The following is a 15,360-nucleotide window of genomic DNA, read 5'->3' as shown; positions in this document are numbered from 1 at the left end:
TCACCCTGTACATACAGCGGCCCGCAGACCAACGGGTCCAGCGGATCACGTTCGGTACGAGGGGTACGGACGTCACCGCTCACATCTCTAGAAGTGGCCGGGCGCAATCTGCCGGCCGGAGGGAAAGCGATGGGTAGGACACTCGCGGAGAAGGTCTGGGACGACCACGTCGTCCGGCGCGCCGAGGGCGAGCCCGACCTCCTCTTCATCGATCTGCACCTGCTGCACGAGGTGACCAGCCCGCAGGCCTTCGACGGCCTCCGCAAGGGCGGCCGCCAGGTGCGGCGCCTCGACCTCACCATCGCCACCGAGGACCACAACACCCCGACCCTCGACATCGACAAGCCCATCGCCGACCCGGTGTCGCGGGCCCAGCTGGAGACGCTGCGCAAGAACTGCGCGGACTTCGGCGTGCGGCTGCACCCGCTGGGCGACGTCGAGCAGGGCGTCGTGCACGTGGTCGGCCCGCAGCTGGGTCTGACCCAGCCCGGCACCACCGTGGTCTGCGGTGACTCGCACACCTCCACCCACGGCGCCTTCGGCGCGCTGGCGTTCGGCATCGGCACCTCGCAGGTCGAGCACGTGCTGGCCACCCAGACGCTGCCGCTGGCCCGCCCGAAGACCATGGCCATCACGGTCGACGGTGAACTCCCCGACGGCGTAACGGCCAAGGACCTGATCCTCGCCATCATCGCGAAGATCGGCACCGGCGGCGGCCAGGGCTACATCCTCGAATACCGCGGCTCCGCCATCGAGAAGCTCTCGATGGAAGCCCGCATGACCATCTGCAACATGTCGATCGAGGCCGGCGCCCGCGCGGGCATGATCGCCCCCGACGAGACGACGTTCGCGTACATCGAGGGCCGCGCGCACGCCCCGCAGGGCGAGGACTGGGACGCGGCCGTCGCGTACTGGAAGACCCTGAAGACGGACGACGACGCGGTCTTCGACGCCGAGGTCGTCATCGACGCCGCCTCCCTGGCGCCGTTCGTCACCTGGGGCACCAACCCCGGTCAGGGCGCGCCGCTGTCGGCCAACGTCCCCGACCCTGCTTCGTACGAAGACGCTTCGGAGCGGCACGCGGCCGAGAAGGCCCTGGAGTACATGGGTCTGCAGGCCGGTCAGCCGCTGCGGGACATCAAGGTCGACACCGTCTTCGTGGGCTCCTGCACCAACGGGCGGATCGAGGACCTGCGCGCCGCCGCCGACATCGTCAAGGGCCGCAAAGTCGCCGACGGCGTACGGATGCTGGTCGTTCCCGGCTCCGCGCGGGTCGGCCTGCAGGCCGTCGAAGAGGGCCTGGACAAGGTCTTCAAGGAGGCCGGCGCCGAGTGGCGGCACGCGGGCTGTTCCATGTGCCTGGGTATGAACCCGGACCAACTGGCGCCCGGTGAGCGCTCCGCGTCCACCTCCAACCGCAACTTCGAAGGCAGGCAGGGCAAGGGCGGCCGTACCCACCTGGTCTCGCCGCAGGTCGCCGCCGCCACCGCGGTCACCGGCCACCTGGCCGCGCCCGCCGACCTGACCGACGTCCGTACGCCCGCTGGAGTCTGAGCAGCCATGGAAGCATTCACCGCGCACACCGGCCGGGCCGTCCCGCTGCGTCGCAGCAACGTCGACACCGACCAGATCATCCCCGCCCACTGGCTCAAGAAGGTCACCCGCGACGGCTTCGAGGACGGTCTCTTCGAGGCCTGGCGCAAGGACGCGTCCTTCATCCTCAACAAGCCCGAGCGGCAAGGCGCCTCGGTCCTGGTGGCGGGTCCCGACTTCGGTACCGGCTCCTCCCGTGAGCACGCCGTGTGGGCCCTGCAGAACTACGGCTTCAAGACCGTGATCTCGTCCCGGTTCGCCGACATCTTCCGCGGCAACTCGCTGAAGAACGGCCTCCTGACGGTCGTCCTCGACCAGTCGGTCGTGGAGCAGCTGTGGGAGCTCGTCGAGAAGGACCCGCAGGCCGAGATCACCGTCGACCTGGAGGCCCGCGAGGTGCGCGCCGAGGGCGTCACCGCCGCGTTCGAGCTCGACGAGAACTCCCGTTGGCGGCTCCTGAACGGCCTTGACGACATCAGCATCACGCTGCAGAACGAAGCCGACATCGCGGCCTACGAGACGAAGCGCCCGGCATACAAGCCGCGCACCGTCCAGGTCTGAATCGGCCATTCGGGCAACCGAATCGACACTCTCTTACGAACCGCGGTCTGCGTGCAGACCGCGGTTCGGTCGTTTGTCGGGTGCGACGTTCAACTCGCCGGTGACACAAGGGAGTTGGGGCGTCGTACGGGGAGTTGGGAAGCACCCGCCGCCAGCACGACTTAGGGGTCGCGCGGACCCCGAAAACCCCATTTGGGCGGCGCGCTGGGACCTCGCGAGGCGACAACTCGCCCTAGATGGCACAATCAGTGCATGGACCGCGACAGCCAACTCGAGCTCTACGGGCTCGTCGCGGACCGGCTGAAAGAAGCGCACGCGACGGTGCGCACACTGCAAGTCCCGGAGGGCGTACGGATGGCGCTGACCCGGAAGCTGCTGGTCATTACGGCCGCGGCCAAACACGACCTCACCGATGCGGCAAGGCGTCTGGATCAGTTCATGACCGAACTGGACGAGGGTCGATTCCCCACTGATGCCGATGCGGGCCGAACTGACGGAACTCTCTGACAGTCCAGCCCGTTGCGGCACAAGGGTGATTAGCCCGTTTCGTGTTTGATTTGCGGTATACATCTGCCTAACGTGCGAAAAAGCTTGAACACATTGGTTCTGGCAATGTCTCCGAAGGGGAAGACGTGAACAAGGCGCAGCTCGTAGAAGCGATTGCCGACAAGGTCGGTGGCCGTCAGCAGGCCGCCGACGCAGTCGACGCGGTCCTGGACGCCATCGTCCGCGCGGTCGTCAGCGGCGACCGGGTCTCGGTCACGGGCTTCGGCTCGTTCGAGAAGGTCGACCGTCCCGCCCGCTACGCCCGCAACCCCCAGACCGGGGAGCGCGTGCGCGTCAAGAAGACCTCCGTTCCGCGCTTCCGCGCGGGCCAGGGCTTCAAGGACCTGGTGAGCGGTTCGAAGAAGCTCCCGAAGAACGACGTCGCGGTCAAGAAGGCGCCGAAGGGCAGCCTCTCCGGCAGCACTTCCAGCCGCACCACCGTGAAGAAGGCGGCGGCGAAGAAGACGACCGCGGCGAAGAAGGCGGCCGCGAAGAAGACCACCGCCGCGAAGAAGACCGCGGCGAAGAAGACCACCGCCGCGAAGAAGGCGACGGCGAAGAAGGCCACCGCCAAGAAGACCACGGCGAAGAAGGCCGCGCCGGCAGCCAAGAAGGCCGCCGCGAAGAAGGCCACCACGGCCAAGAAGGCCACCGCCAAGAAGACCGCGCCCGCGAAGAAGGCGACGGCGAAGAAGGCGCCCGCGAAGAAGTCGACGGCGCGCAAGACCACCGCCAAGAAGACCACCGCCAGGAAGAAGTAACGGTCTGCAGGGCTCACTCACGCGCCGGGCCGGGCTCCCCTCGGGGAGCCCGGCCCGCGGTGTGTCCGGCGCCGGTTCACGGGGGAGCCGGCGCCGCTCCCGGTGCGCGGGGGACGGGCGGTGCGCCCGGCCCGCGGCGCCCGATACGCTGCGGCCATGCAGGCCACCGCGTACACGTACGACCCCGAGACCCGCAGCGGCAGTGTGCTTCTCGACGACGGCACCCCGGTGCCCTTCGACGGCCCGGCCTTCGACGCCGGGGGGCTGCGGCTGCTGCGGCCTGGACAGCGGGTGCGGATCGAGCTCGACGAAGCGGCGGGGGCGGACGCCCGGCGGATCACTCTGGTGACGCTGCAGACCCTCTGAGCAGGCCCGTACGCACGCCCAGTTCGGCCGCGGCCAGCGTGTGCGGGCCGACGCCGAGGGACAGGGCGACGGCCAGGTCGTCCGCCGTATCCACGTCCTGGCGGACGCTCGCCACGTCGAGCAGGGGTATCTCCACGGCGCCCGAGGCCGCGTGCCGGGCCCGGGACGCGCCGCCGAAGTGCGGGGCCAGTGGGACCGAGGGGGCGGCGCACAGCAGCGTCGTACCGATATCCGCGGCATCGGGGAGAAATGCCCGTGGAAATGCGCGCGCATAATCAAGAACTCGGGCCAATTCCGTGGTGCGGAGTGCGGGCAAATCCGCGTTCAACGCCGCCACCGGGGCCGTCGGGCGCAGCGCGCGGGCGGCGCGCGCGCCGTGGGTCAGCGCCGCGTTGAGCCCCGCGCCCGGTTCGTCCCGCACCGTCCGGGCGCCCAGGGCCGCCAACTCCCGTGCGGCGCGGGCGTCGTCCGTGACGACCACCACATCGCGCACCGAAGCGCAGGCCAGTGCCGCGGACACGGTGTCCTGGGCGAACGCGAGGGCCAGCGAGGGCCGCAGCCGGTCGCTCGCGGCGGCCGCGAGCCGACTCTTCGCCCGCACCAGCGGCTTCAGGGGGATGACCAGGCTCCACGCGGGCGGCTGAGTGCGATCGGCTTGTGTGCGCATGGCCGCCCATTCTTGCCTGCCGGCGGCTCCGGCGTACGGCCCTGTGGACAGAGAGGCCCGAACGGCTTGGCATACGGTGTTCTCGACAGACTGAGTACCTGGGGCGACACTTGTGCGGCGCACCAGCGCACAACAGGTCAGCAGAGGAAGGTGTCCGAGTGTCCCGCCGCAGAATCGGCTTCTGGTACCGCCTGGCGGCGGTCATCGCAAAACCGCCGCTGGTGGTTCTACTCAAGCGGGACTGGCGTGGTGTGGAACACATTCCGGCCGACGGTGGATTTATTGCCGCGGTGAACCACAATTCCCATGTCGACCCTTTGGCATATGCGCACTTTCAGTACAACACTGGACGTGTACCGCGATTCCTGGCGAAGCACGGACTATTCAACGGCGGATTTGTCGGAGCCATGATGCGTGGTACCGGACAGATCCCCGTGTACCGAGAGAGCACCGACGCACTCAGTGCGTTCCGCGCCGCCATCGACGCGGTGGACCGCGGTGAATGCGTGGCGTTCTATCCCGAGGGAACGCTCACCCGCGACCCCGAACTCTGGCCCATGACCGCCAAGACGGGCGCCGCCCGCGTAGCGCTCCAGACCAAGTGCCCGGTCATCCCGATCGCGCAGTGGGGAGCCAACGAACTCCTGCCGCCCTACGCGAAGAAGCCGCACCTCTGGCCGCGCAAGACGCACATCGTGCTCGCCGGTGCGCCGGTCGACCTGAGCCGCTTCTACGACAAGGAGATGACGCCCGAACTCCTCAAGGAGGCAACGGAAGTCATCATGGCCGCCATCACCGCGCTCCTCGAGGAGATCCGCGGCGAGAAGGCACCCGCGACGCCGTACGACCCGCGTCAGGCACGCATCGCACAGCGCCGCAAGACAGAACAGCGGAAGACCGCCGGTACGCCCGGCGAGAAGACCGGCGCAGCCGGGGAGGACACCAAGTGACACCGCCTGTGAAGGCAGCCGTCTTCGGTACGGGTTCGTGGGGTACGGCCTTCGGCATGGTGCTCGCGGACGCGGGCTGCGACGTGACCCTGTGGGGCCGCCGTCCCGAGCTCGCCGAAGCGGTCAACTCCGGCCGTACCAACCCCGACTACCTGCCGGGCGTGGAACTCCCCGCGCGGCTGCGGGCGACCACCGACGCGGCCGAGGCGGCGTACGGCGCGGACTTCACCGTGCTCGCCGTGCCCTCGCAGACGCTGCGCGGCAACCTCGCCGCGTGGGCGCCGCTGCTCGCCCCCGACACCGTCCTCGTATCGCTCATGAAGGGCGTCGAACTCGGCTCCGCGATGCGGATGAGCGAGGTCGTCGAGGACGTCACCAAGGTGCCGTCCGAGCGCATCGCCGTCGTCACAGGACCCAACCTCGCGCGCGAGATCGCCGCCCGCCAGCCCGCCGCGGCGGTCGTTGCCTGCAGCGACGAGTCCGTGGCGCAGCGGCTCCAAACGGCTTGCCACACCGCGTACTTCCGGCCGTACACCAACACCGACGTGGTCGGCTGTGAACTCGGCGGCGCCGTCAAGAACGTGATCGGTCTCGCCGTCGGCATCGCGGACGGCATGGGCCTCGGCGACAACGCCAAGGGCTCCCTCATCACCCGCGGCCTCGCCGAGACCACCCGGCTCGGGCACGCCATGGGCGCCGACCCGTTGACCTTCTCCGGGCTCGCCGGACTCGGTGACCTGGTCGCCACCTGCTCCTCGCCGCTCTCGCGCAACCACACCTTCGGCACCAACCTCGGCAAGGGCATGACCCTGCAGGAGACCATCGCGGTCACCAAGCAGACCGCCGAGGGCGTCAAGTCCTGTGAGTCCGTGCTCGATCTGGCGCGCAGGCACGGCGTCGAGATGCCCATCACGGAGACCGTCGTGGACATCGTGCACGAGGGCAAGCCGCCGCTGGTCGCCCTCAAGGAGCTGATGGGGCGCAGCGCGAAGTCCGAGCGCCGCTGACCTCCCGCGTACCGCCCCCACCGCGCGCGTGCGCCGACTCGACGCCGCACGCGCGCTGACTCGGCCGATACCAGCAGGTACGCTCAACGCGATATGAGCAGCGAGACCTCCTCCCAGAGCCCGGTCCCCTCCCAGCCAGGAGGGGAATCCCGCAAGCCGCGCGTGGCCGTCGTGTTCGGCGGACGCAGTTCCGAGCACGGCATCTCGGTCGTCACGGCGGGTGCCGTGCTGCGCGCCATCGACCGCGACAAGTACGACGTGCTGCCCATCGGCATCACGCACGACGGCCGCTGGGCGCTCACCGCCGACGCCCCGGACCGGATGGCGATCACCGACCGTTCCGTACCGGACGTGGCGCAACTCGCCGACTCGGTGGACGGCGCCGTGGTGCTCCCCGTCGACCCGTCCAACCGCGAGGTCGTGCTCGCCGAGCCGGGCTCCGTGCCCAAGGCGCTCGGCGAGGTCGACGTGGTCTTCCCCGTCCTGCACGGCCCGTACGGCGAGGACGGCACCCTGCAGGGGCTCCTGGAGCTGTCCGGGACGCCGTACGTCGGCTCGGGCGTCCTCGCCTCCGCCGTGGGCCAGGACAAGGAGTACATGAAGCGGGTGTTCACCTCCTTCGGGCTGCCGGTCGGCCCGTACGTGGTGATCAAGCCGCGCGAGTGGGAGACCGACCCGTCGGCCGCCCGCAAGAAGATCGTCGGCTTCGCCGGTGACCACGGCTGGCCGCTGTTCGTGAAGCCCGCGCGGGCCGGCTCGTCCTTCGGCATCACCAAGGTCGACTCCCTGGAGGGCCTGGACGAGGCCATCGAGGAGGCGCAGCGGCACGACCCGAAGATCATCGTGGAGGCGCTGCTCCGCGGCCGCGAGATCGAGTGCGGTGTCCTGGAGTTCGAGGAGGGGCCGCGCGCCAGCCTGCCCGCCGAGATCCCGCCGGTCTCCGACCACGCCTTCTACGACTTCGAGGCCAAGTACATCGACTCGGCCTCCGGGATCGTGCCCGCCCCGCTCACCGACGAGCAGACCGCCGAGGTGCAGCGGCTCGCGGTCGAGGCGTTCGACGCGGCGTCCTGCGAGGGGCTGGTGCGCGCGGACTTCTTCCTCACCGAGGACGGCGAGTTCGTGATCAACGAGATCAACACCATGCCGGGCTTCACGCCGATCTCCATGTACCCGCGGATGTGGCAGGAGAGCGGAGTGAGCTACCCGGAGTTGGTGGACCGCCTCATCCAGGCTGCCCTGCGCCGCCCCACCGGACTGCGCTAGCGCACCCACCCGCACGCACGAAGGGCCCGGCCGTCCAACGGCCGGGCCCTGTCGTGTAGTTGGGCTCAGTTCGCGATGCCCTCCGGTACCGACTTCTTGACCGGCTCCGCCAGGTCGATGAGCGAACCCGCGCCCTGCTTCGCGTGCTCGGCGTTGAACGTCACCTCGACGTACGCCGCACGCAGCGTCGTGGTGAAACGGTACGAACCGTCCTTCTGCTCCTCGGTCAGCCAGCCCACGCCGTTGACCTCGGAGCCGTACGCCTCGGGGTCGGCCATCGCGGCGGGCCGGGGTACACCGCAGCGCAGTATGATCGCCGAGCCTCCCCATCCGGCAGTCAGTTCGGAACGCGGCTGCGGATCCTCGCGGTCGAGCCCGTCGATCCGCTCGGGCAGCCGCTCGTGCAGGTCGCGGCAGAGCCGCGCCGTATCGGCGTCGGGGGAGGGAACCGGTACCGTCGCCCGGTCGTCCGTCGAAGAACAGCCCACGGTCAGGCAGAGCAGACCGAGGGCGGGCAGACAGATCAGCCGGCGGCGGAATACGTTCACCGGCCAAGCGTAGACGGGGGCTACAAGTGCACGACCGGGCAGGTCAGGGTGCGGGTGATGCCGTCCACCTGCTGGACTTTCGCGACCACCATGCGACCGAGTTCATCCACCGTGTCCGCCTGGGCGCGCACGATGACATCGTAGGGACCGGTCACGTCCTCGGCCTGGATCACGCCGGGGATCTTGCCGATCAGCTCGGCGACCACGGACGCCTTGCCAACCTCGGTCTGGATCAAGATGTACGCCTGTACCACGGAACCTCCAGGGCGGCCACGAGGATCATGTGGGGAAATGGGAACAGCGAGCCCGCAGCGCTCTCGGGCATGGGCTGTGGCGGGAGACGAGGCGCCACGGTATCGCGTCACCGTGCGTCGCGGGGAGACCCGCGGGGCCTGTGGCGCGGACACCACGGCGTACGGACAAACGAAGTTGACGTACCTGTTGACGGTACCCGCGGCCAAGTCGCCCCGCGACCGCACGCGCGCCGGGCGGTCGGCATGACGGCCGGCGCGAACCTCGGCACGACACTCGGCATGACACTCGGCATGACAGGAAGAGGCGAGACTCGATGAAGGGCACCGTGGGCGAGCTCGGGGAGTTCGGGCTCATCAGAGAGCTCACGTCCCGGCTCACCACCACTCCGGCGGTACGCCTCGGACCCGGCGACGACGCCGCGGTCGTGGCCGCCCCCGACCGCAGGGTCGTGGCCAGCACGGACATCCTCCTCGAAGGACGGCACTTCCGCCGCGACTGGTCCACCGCGTACGACGTGGGCCGCAAGGCCGCCGCGCAGAACCTCGCCGACATCGCCGCCATGGGCGCCGTGCCGACCGCGCTGCTTCTCGGCCTCGTCGTCCCCGCCGAGCTGCCGGTGACCTGGGCGAGCGAGCTGATGGACGGGCTGCGCGACGAGTGCCAGGTCGCGGGCGCGGCCGTGGTCGGCGGCGATGTCGTACGCGGTGACACCATCACCATCGCGATCACCGCGCTCGGCGATCTGCGCAACCACGAGCCGGTGACCCGCGCCGGCGCGCAACCCGGCGATGTCGTCGCGTACACCGGCTGGCTGGGCTGGTCCGCCGCTGGGCTCGCGGTGCTCTCGCGCGGCTTCCGCTCGCCGCGCGCCTTCGTGGAGGCGCACCGCAGGCCCGAGCCGCCGTACCACGCGGGCCCCGCCGCCGCCGGGCTCGGCGCCACCGCGATGGCCGACGTCAGCGACGGCCTGATCGCCGACCTCGGGCACATCGCCGAGTCGAGCAAGGTGCGCATCGACGTCAAGTCCGCCTCGATCGACGTGCCTTCGCAGATGAACGACATCGGCCAGGCCGTCGGCGTCGACCCGCTGCAGTGGGTGCTCACCGGCGGCGAGGACCACGCGATCGTCGCCACCTTCCCGCCGGACGTACAGCTTCCGGCCCGCTGGAAGGTGATCGGCGAGGTCCTCAACCCCTCGGCCCTGCCCCAGGTCACCGTCGACGGCGCGCCCTGGACCAGCAAGAGCGGCTGGGACCACTTCGGGGAGATCGAGTCGTGACGGCGGCGCCCCCTCGTCTACTGACCGTCGCCGGGTCCGACTCCGGCGGCGGCGCGGGCATCCAGGCCGACCTCAAGACGATGCTGGCCCTCGGCACCCACGGCATGAGCGTCGTCACCGCCGTCACCGCGCAGAACTCCCTTGGCGTGCAAGGCGCTTGGGAACTGCCGGTGGAGGCGGTACGCGCCCAGTACCGCAGCGTCGTCGACGACATCGGCGTACAGGCCGTGAAGACCGGCATGCTCGCCTCCGCCGAACTCGTCGAGGCCGTCGCGGAGTTGCTCGCCGGCACCGACGCGCCCACGGTGATCGACCCGGTGGGCATCTCGAAGCACGGCGACTCGCTCCTCGCCGCTTCGGCCCTCGACTCGGTCCGTACGAGGCTGCTGCCCGTCGCCACCGTCGCGACGCCGAACCTGGACGAGGTGGCCCAGCTCACCGGCGTACACGTCGAGTCCGAGGACGGGCTGCGGCGGGCGGCGGCGGCGCTCCTGGACTTCGGGCCGCGCTGGGCGCTGATCAAGGGCGGCCACCTCAGCGGCGACGCCGTGGATCTCCTCACCGACGGCACCGAGGAGCACTGGCTGCGCGCCCCGCGCCACGACAACCGCCACACCCACGGCACCGGCTGCACCCTCGCCAGCGCGATCGCCGCAGGCCTCGCCAAGGGGCTCACCGTGCCGGACGCGGTACGCGCGGCGAAGGAGTACGTCACCGGGGCGATCGCGGCGGGCTTCGCTCTTGGCGAGGGGATCGGACCGGTCGACCACGGGTACCAGTGGCGGTCGGGCTCCTAGGGAGCAATGGCCAACGGCCAGTGGTCAGCGGTCGCGGGGCCGCAGTGGTCGTGGGGCCGGTGGCTCGTCCACCGGCTCGCACCGTCCCGTCCCGCCCGCGCACACGAGAAAGCCGGCCCACCCGAAGGTGGACCGGCTTTCACAGCAACCAGCTAGGTGGCCGCGCAATGGCCTCCCCTGCTCTGGGGGCACTTCCCAGCGGTAGCTGGGGGAGAAGCCGAGAGCGTGGGGAAGTTACGTCAGCGCGAGACCTTGCCGGCCTTGATGCACGAGGTGCAGGCGTTGAGGCGCTTCGGCGTCCCACCGACCACGGTACGCACGCGCTGGATGTTCGGGTTCCAGCGACGGGGAGTACGGCGGTGCGAGTGCGAGATGTTGTTGCCGAAGCCCGGCCCCTTGCCGCAGACGTCGCAGTTGGCAGCCACGGGTCACTCCAAAGACTTCAGATGCACTAACGGATAATCCCGGCATGCCGGGATCTAGTGATCTGATTGGCGGTGCCAGGGGGGAATGTCGGCCTGACTCTCATCAGGCAACCGAAGCAGCATACAACGGCGGCTTCGGTACAACGAAACTACCATGACCGCCCGGGGGCCTGCCCCGGGCAGCCTCCCGACCGGGGACTACGCTGCGAGACGACGCCTGAGCAAGGAGGCAGCCGGTGCCCCAGACCCCCGACGCCGAGGTGGTGCGCACTTGGTGCGGACTGGCGCTCCGCGCGCTCGGGAGGGCCCGCGAGGAGATCGACGCGATCAACGTCTACCCGGTCGCGGACGGGGACACCGGAACCAATCTCTACCTGACCGTGGAATCCGCCGCTCGCGCGGTCGACGCGGTCTTCAAGGGGCACGAGGCCGCCGGGTCCCAGGCGGGCCCTTCACTCGCCGACGCGGCCCGCGCGGCGGCGCACGGTGCACTCATCGGGGCCTGCGGAAACTCCGGCACGATCCTGGCGCAGCTGCTGCGCGGAACGGCCCAGGTGCTGGCCGAGGAGACTCCCGCCGAGGGGCCCGGACGTGGTGCGCCTCACACCGGATCCGACGATTCCGGCCACTCTGATGGTGCCCACGCTGATGGTGCTCGGTCTGACGGTGCCCACCTTGATGGGGCTCGATACGAGGGCGACGTCCTGCGGCGCGCACTGCGGAGGGCCGCCGAGTCCGGGTACCAGGCGGTCGCGCACCCCGTCGAGGGCACGGTCCTGACGGTCGCCACCGCGGCGGCCGCCGCGGCCCAGGAGGCGGACGGCGACTGCGCGGCGGTGGCCCTGGCCGCCTACGAAGGCGCCGCCGCCGCCCTGAAGCACACCCCGGAACAGCTCGCGGTACTCGGCCGCGCGGGCGTCGTCGACGCGGGCGGCCAAGGACTCGTGGCGGTACTCGGCGCCCTGGTGGAGGCGCTGTCCGGACGGTCACCGGAGCGGTCGGTACGCGTGGGGGGCGGGGGGCACGCGCGCGTGGCGGCGTTTTCGCCGGGCGCCGTGGACGAGGCCCCGGCCGACTCCGTGGACTGTGTTGTCGAGGGTGCGGGGGAGTGCGGCACCGGTCCCGCCTTCGAGGTGATCTACCTCCTGGAGGCGGACGACAGCGCGGTGGACCGGCTCCGGTCCCGCCTCGACTCCCTCGGGGACTCCCTGGTGGTGGTCGGCGGGGACGGGCTGTGGAACGTCCATGTGCACGTGGACGACGCGGGCGCCGCCGTGGAGGCGGGCGTCGAGGCGGGCCGCCCGTACCGCATCCGGATCACGCACTTCGGGGCGCAGGACGCGCACAGCGGCGGGCACCCGCAGCAGCCGCGCGAGCGGGCGCAACGCGCGATCGTGGCCGTCGTGCCGGGCGAGGGCCTCGCCGAGCTGTGCGCGGAGGCCGGGGCGACCACCGTGCTCGCGCGGCCGGGGGAGCCCCCGGCGAGCGGGGAGCTGGTCGACGCGATCCGCCGGGCGCACGCGCGCGAGGTGGTGCTGCTGCCCAACGACCCGGAGCTGCGCTACACGGCCGCGGCCGCCGCCGAGCAGGCACGCGCCGAGGGCGTACGGGTCGCGCTCATCCCCACCCGCTGCGCGGTGCAGGGCATCGCGGCGCTCGCCGTGCACGAGCCGGACCGCCGGTTCGACGAGGACGTGGTCGGGATGACCTCGGCGGCCGGTGCCACCCGCTATGCCGAACTCGCCGTCGCCGAGCGGCAGTCGTGGACCATGGCCGGCATCTGCCAGGCCGGTGATCTGCTCGGCCTGATCGACGGGGACGTCGCCGTGATCGGTGCCGAGGTCACGGCCACGGCCGCCGCCGTGCTCGACCGGATGCTCTCCGCGGGCGGCGAGATGGTCACCCTCGTCCTCGGCGACGAGGTCCCCGAGTCCGTCGCCGACCGCCTTGAGCAGCACGTACGCGAGCATCACCTCGCCGTCGACACCGTCGTCTACCGCGGCGGCCCGCAGTCGCCGCTGATGCTCATAGGCGTGGAGTAGATCCCGCACGCTTGGCGGGGACGCGGCGCGGCCGGGGTTTTCCACAGGCTCGGCACGTTGTCAGAGCCATGGTGTGCAATGGATTCGTGCCCGCGCTCGAAGAACCCCTGAAGAAAGTCCTCGGCCCCGCCACCGCGAAGGTGATGGCCGAGCACCTCGACCTGCACACGGTCGGCGACCTGCTCCACCACTACCCGCGGCGGTACGCGGAGCGGGGTGAGCTGACCACAATGTCCGACCTGCCCCTGGACGAGCATGTGACGGTGGTCGCGCAGGTCGCGACGGCCCGCGTCCTGAAGTTCAACAACGGCCGCGGCCAGCGCCTCGAAGTCACCATCACTGACGGCAGCGGCCAGCTCCAGCTGGTCTTCTTCGGCCGCGGCATCCACAAGCCGCACAAGGACCTGCTGCCCGGCACACGCGCGATGTTCGCGGGCAAGGTGTCCGCGTTCAACCGCAAACTCCAACTGGCCCATCCCGCGTACGAATTGCTGCGCAAGGACAGCGAGACCGAGGCCACGGACACCGTGGAGTCCTGGGCCGGAGCGCTGCTCCCGATCTATCCGGCCACCGCCAAGCTGGAGTCCTGGAAGATCGCCAAGGCGGTGGACGCGGTGCTGCCCAGTGCGCAGGACGCCGAGGACCCGCTGCCGCCCTCGCTGCGGAGAGGGCGCGGCCTGGTCACGCTCCCCGAGGCACTCCTCAAGATCCACCGGCCGCACACCAAGGACGATGTGGCCGAGGCCAAGGACCGCCTCAAGTGGGACGAGGCGTTCGTCCTCCAAGTCGCCCTGGCCAGACGCCGGTTCGCCGAGACCCAGCTGCCCGCCGTGGCCCGCAGGCCAGTGCCGGACGGCCTCCTGGACGCCTTCGACGCCAAGCTGCCGTTCACCCTCACCGACGGACAGCAGCGGGTCACCAAGGAGATCTTCGACGACCTGGCCACCGAGCACCCCATGCACCGGCTGCTCCAGGGCGAGGTCGGATCGGGCAAGACGATGGTCGCCCTGCGCGCCATGCTGGCCGTCGTCGACGCGGGCGGGCAGGCCGCGATGCTCGCGCCGACCGAGGTCCTCGCCCAGCAGCACCACCGCTCGATCACGGAAATGATGGGGGAGTTGGCGGAGGGCGGCATGCTGGGCGGTGCCGAGCGGGCCACCAAGGTGGTGCTGCTCACCGGCTCCATGGGCACGGCCGCGCGCCGCCAGGCCCTGCTCGACCTGGTCACCGGCGAGGCCGGCCTCGTCATCGGCACGCACGCGCTGATCGAGGACAAGGTGCAGTTCCACGACCTGGGTCTGGTCGTCGTGGACGAGCAGCACCGCTTCGGCGTCGAGCAGCGCGACGCCCTGCGCGGCAAGGGCAAACAGCCGCCGCACCTCCTGGTGATGACCGCCACCCCCATCCCGCGCACCGTCGCCATGACGGTCTTCGGTGACCTGGAGACCTCCGTCCTCGACCAACTCCCCGCCGGGCGCTCGCCGATCGCCACCCATGTCGTCCCCGCGGCCGACAAGCCGCACTTCCTGGCCCGCGCCTGGGAACGCGTCCGCGAAGAGGTGGAGAACGGCCACCAGGCGTACGTCGTGTGTCCCCGGATCGGTGACGACCTCGACGACAAGGCCGCCAAGAAGAAGTCCGCCGAGGACGAGGCGGAGAAGCGCCCGCCGCTCGCCGTCGTCGAGGTCGCCGGGCAGCTCAGCGCCGGACCGCTGAGCGGGCTGCGCGTCGAGGTCCTGCACGGCCGCATGGCACCCGACGACAAGGACGCCGTGATGCGCCGCTTCGCCGCGGGCGAGGTCGACGTCCTGGTGGCCACGACGGTCATCGAGGTGGGGGTGAACGTCCCGAACGCCACCGCGATGGTGATCATGGACGCCGACCGCTTCGGCGTCTCCCAGCTGCATCAGCTGCGCGGCCGCGTCGGCCGAGGCTCCGCCCCCGGTCTGTGCCTGCTCGTCTCCGAGATGCCGGAGGCCAGCCCCGCGCGGGCCCGGCTCGGCGCGGTCGCGGCCACGCTCGACGGCTTCGAGCTCTCCCGCATCGACCTCGAACAGCGGCGCGAGGGCGATGTGTTGGGGCAGGCCCAGTCCGGAGTGCGGTCCTCGCTGCGGGTGCTCGCGGTCATCGAGGACGAGGAGGTCATCGCCCAGGCCCGCGAGGAGGCGGTCACGATCGTCGCCCGCGACCCCGAGCTCGACCGGCTCCCCGCACTGCGCACGGCACTGGACGCGCTGCTCGACAAGGACCGGGAGGAGTACCTGGACAAGGGCTGACCACCACGCCCACCCGACGCC

At 70.7% G+C, this 15,360-nt stretch carries 16 protein-coding genes; 12 read left to right on the top strand and 4 right to left on the bottom strand.

The features are described 5' to 3' along the window. Positions 1-129: 129 nt before the first annotated feature. The 5 genes from leuC to GUY60_RS05325 all read left to right on the top strand — a co-directional run bounded on the left by leuC (position 130) and on the right by GUY60_RS05325 (position 3,827). Positions 130-1,554: a 3-isopropylmalate dehydratase large subunit gene (gene leuC / locus GUY60_RS05345; protein ID WP_161694302.1), complete on the top strand. Its 1,425-nt coding sequence runs from the start codon at positions 130-132 to the stop codon at positions 1,552-1,554. Positions 1,555-1,560: 6 nt separating this feature from the next. Beyond that, positions 1,561-2,154 carry a 3-isopropylmalate dehydratase small subunit gene (gene leuD, locus GUY60_RS05340; RefSeq protein WP_161694301.1) on the top strand — a complete coding sequence of 198 codons (594 nt, stop codon included), beginning with the start codon at positions 1,561-1,563 and terminating at the stop codon, positions 2,152-2,154. Between the two features lie 252 nt (positions 2,155-2,406). Next, entirely contained in the window at positions 2,407-2,661 is a 255-nt protein-coding gene (locus GUY60_RS05335) for an SCO5555 family protein (RefSeq protein WP_161694299.1), read from the top strand. Positions 2,662-2,786: 125 nt separating this feature from the next. Beyond that, positions 2,787-3,461 (top strand): HU family DNA-binding protein, encoded by a 675-nt coding sequence (locus tag GUY60_RS05330; protein ID WP_161694297.1) that lies wholly within the window; start codon positions 2,787-2,789, stop codon positions 3,459-3,461. Positions 3,462-3,617: 156 nt separating this feature from the next. Continuing rightward, a complete protein-coding gene (locus tag GUY60_RS05325; RefSeq protein WP_161694294.1) occupies positions 3,618-3,827 on the top strand; it encodes a hypothetical protein in 210 nt (69 codons plus the stop codon). Here the strand turns inward: GUY60_RS05325 and cofC are convergent. Then, positions 3,799-4,494, bottom strand: a complete 696-nt coding sequence (cofC, locus tag GUY60_RS05320; protein WP_161694292.1) for a 2-phospho-L-lactate guanylyltransferase — start codon at positions 4,492-4,494, stop codon at positions 3,799-3,801. The genes GUY60_RS05325 and cofC overlap by 29 nt on opposite strands. A 158-nt stretch (positions 4,495-4,652) precedes the next feature. Here cofC and GUY60_RS05315 point away from each other — a divergent pair, with 158 nt between their 5' ends. The 3 genes from GUY60_RS05315 to GUY60_RS05305 all read left to right on the top strand — a co-directional run bounded on the left by GUY60_RS05315 (position 4,653) and on the right by GUY60_RS05305 (position 7,717). Then, entirely contained in the window at positions 4,653-5,444 is a 792-nt protein-coding gene (locus GUY60_RS05315) for a lysophospholipid acyltransferase family protein (RefSeq protein WP_161694290.1), read from the top strand. Continuing rightward, a complete protein-coding gene (locus GUY60_RS05310) occupies positions 5,441-6,451 on the top strand; it encodes an NAD(P)H-dependent glycerol-3-phosphate dehydrogenase (protein WP_161694288.1) in 1,011 nt (336 codons plus the stop codon). The genes GUY60_RS05315 and GUY60_RS05310 overlap by 4 nt, the downstream gene beginning before the upstream one ends. Positions 6,452-6,544: 93 nt before the next feature. Beyond that, positions 6,545-7,717 carry a D-alanine--D-alanine ligase family protein gene (locus tag GUY60_RS05305; protein WP_161694286.1) on the top strand — a complete coding sequence of 391 codons (1,173 nt, stop codon included), beginning with the start codon at positions 6,545-6,547 and terminating at the stop codon, positions 7,715-7,717. Positions 7,718-7,782: 65 nt separating this feature from the next. Here the strand turns inward: GUY60_RS05305 and GUY60_RS05300 are convergent, their stop codons facing one another. Both GUY60_RS05300 and GUY60_RS05295 read right to left on the bottom strand, forming a co-directional pair. After that, on the bottom strand, positions 7,783-8,265 hold the full coding sequence (locus GUY60_RS05300; protein WP_161694284.1) for a DUF3515 domain-containing protein: 483 nt from the start codon (positions 8,263-8,265) through the stop codon (positions 7,783-7,785). Positions 8,266-8,285: 20 nt separating this feature from the next. Continuing rightward, a complete protein-coding gene (locus GUY60_RS05295) occupies positions 8,286-8,519 on the bottom strand; it encodes an Lrp/AsnC family transcriptional regulator (protein WP_161694282.1) in 234 nt (77 codons plus the stop codon). A 314-nt stretch (positions 8,520-8,833) separates the two neighbouring features. On the opposite strand from GUY60_RS05295, the gene GUY60_RS05290 reads away from it, so the two are divergent. After that, positions 8,834-9,799: a thiamine-phosphate kinase gene (locus tag GUY60_RS05290; protein WP_161694280.1), complete on the top strand. Its 966-nt coding sequence runs from the start codon at positions 8,834-8,836 to the stop codon at positions 9,797-9,799. After that, positions 9,796-10,596, top strand: a complete 801-nt coding sequence (gene thiD, locus GUY60_RS05285; RefSeq protein ID WP_161694278.1) for a bifunctional hydroxymethylpyrimidine kinase/phosphomethylpyrimidine kinase — start codon at positions 9,796-9,798, stop codon at positions 10,594-10,596. Before GUY60_RS05290 ends, thiD begins: the two co-directional genes overlap by 4 nt. Positions 10,597-10,835: 239 nt before the next feature. Here the strand turns inward: thiD and rpmB are convergent, their stop codons facing one another. Then, on the bottom strand, positions 10,836-11,021 hold the full coding sequence (rpmB, locus tag GUY60_RS05280) for a 50S ribosomal protein L28 (RefSeq protein ID WP_102913572.1): 186 nt from the start codon (positions 11,019-11,021) through the stop codon (positions 10,836-10,838). 236 nt (positions 11,022-11,257) lie between these two features. On the opposite strand from rpmB, the gene GUY60_RS05275 reads away from it, so the two are divergent. Then, positions 11,258-13,063, top strand: a complete 1,806-nt coding sequence (locus tag GUY60_RS05275; protein WP_161694276.1) for a fatty acid kinase ATP-binding subunit FakA — start codon at positions 11,258-11,260, stop codon at positions 13,061-13,063. A gap of 68 nt (positions 13,064-13,131) precedes the next feature. Then, positions 13,132-15,339: an ATP-dependent DNA helicase RecG gene (gene recG, locus GUY60_RS05270; RefSeq protein ID WP_161694274.1), complete on the top strand. Its 2,208-nt coding sequence runs from the start codon at positions 13,132-13,134 to the stop codon at positions 15,337-15,339. Positions 15,340-15,360 lie beyond the last annotated feature (21 nt).

The sequence above is a fragment of the Streptomyces boluensis genome, from assembly GCF_009908195.1.
In the GTDB taxonomy this organism is placed as follows: Bacteria; Actinomycetota; Actinomycetes; order Streptomycetales; family Streptomycetaceae; genus Streptomyces; species Streptomyces boluensis.
This window is presented reverse-complemented; position numbering and strand designations above follow the sequence as displayed.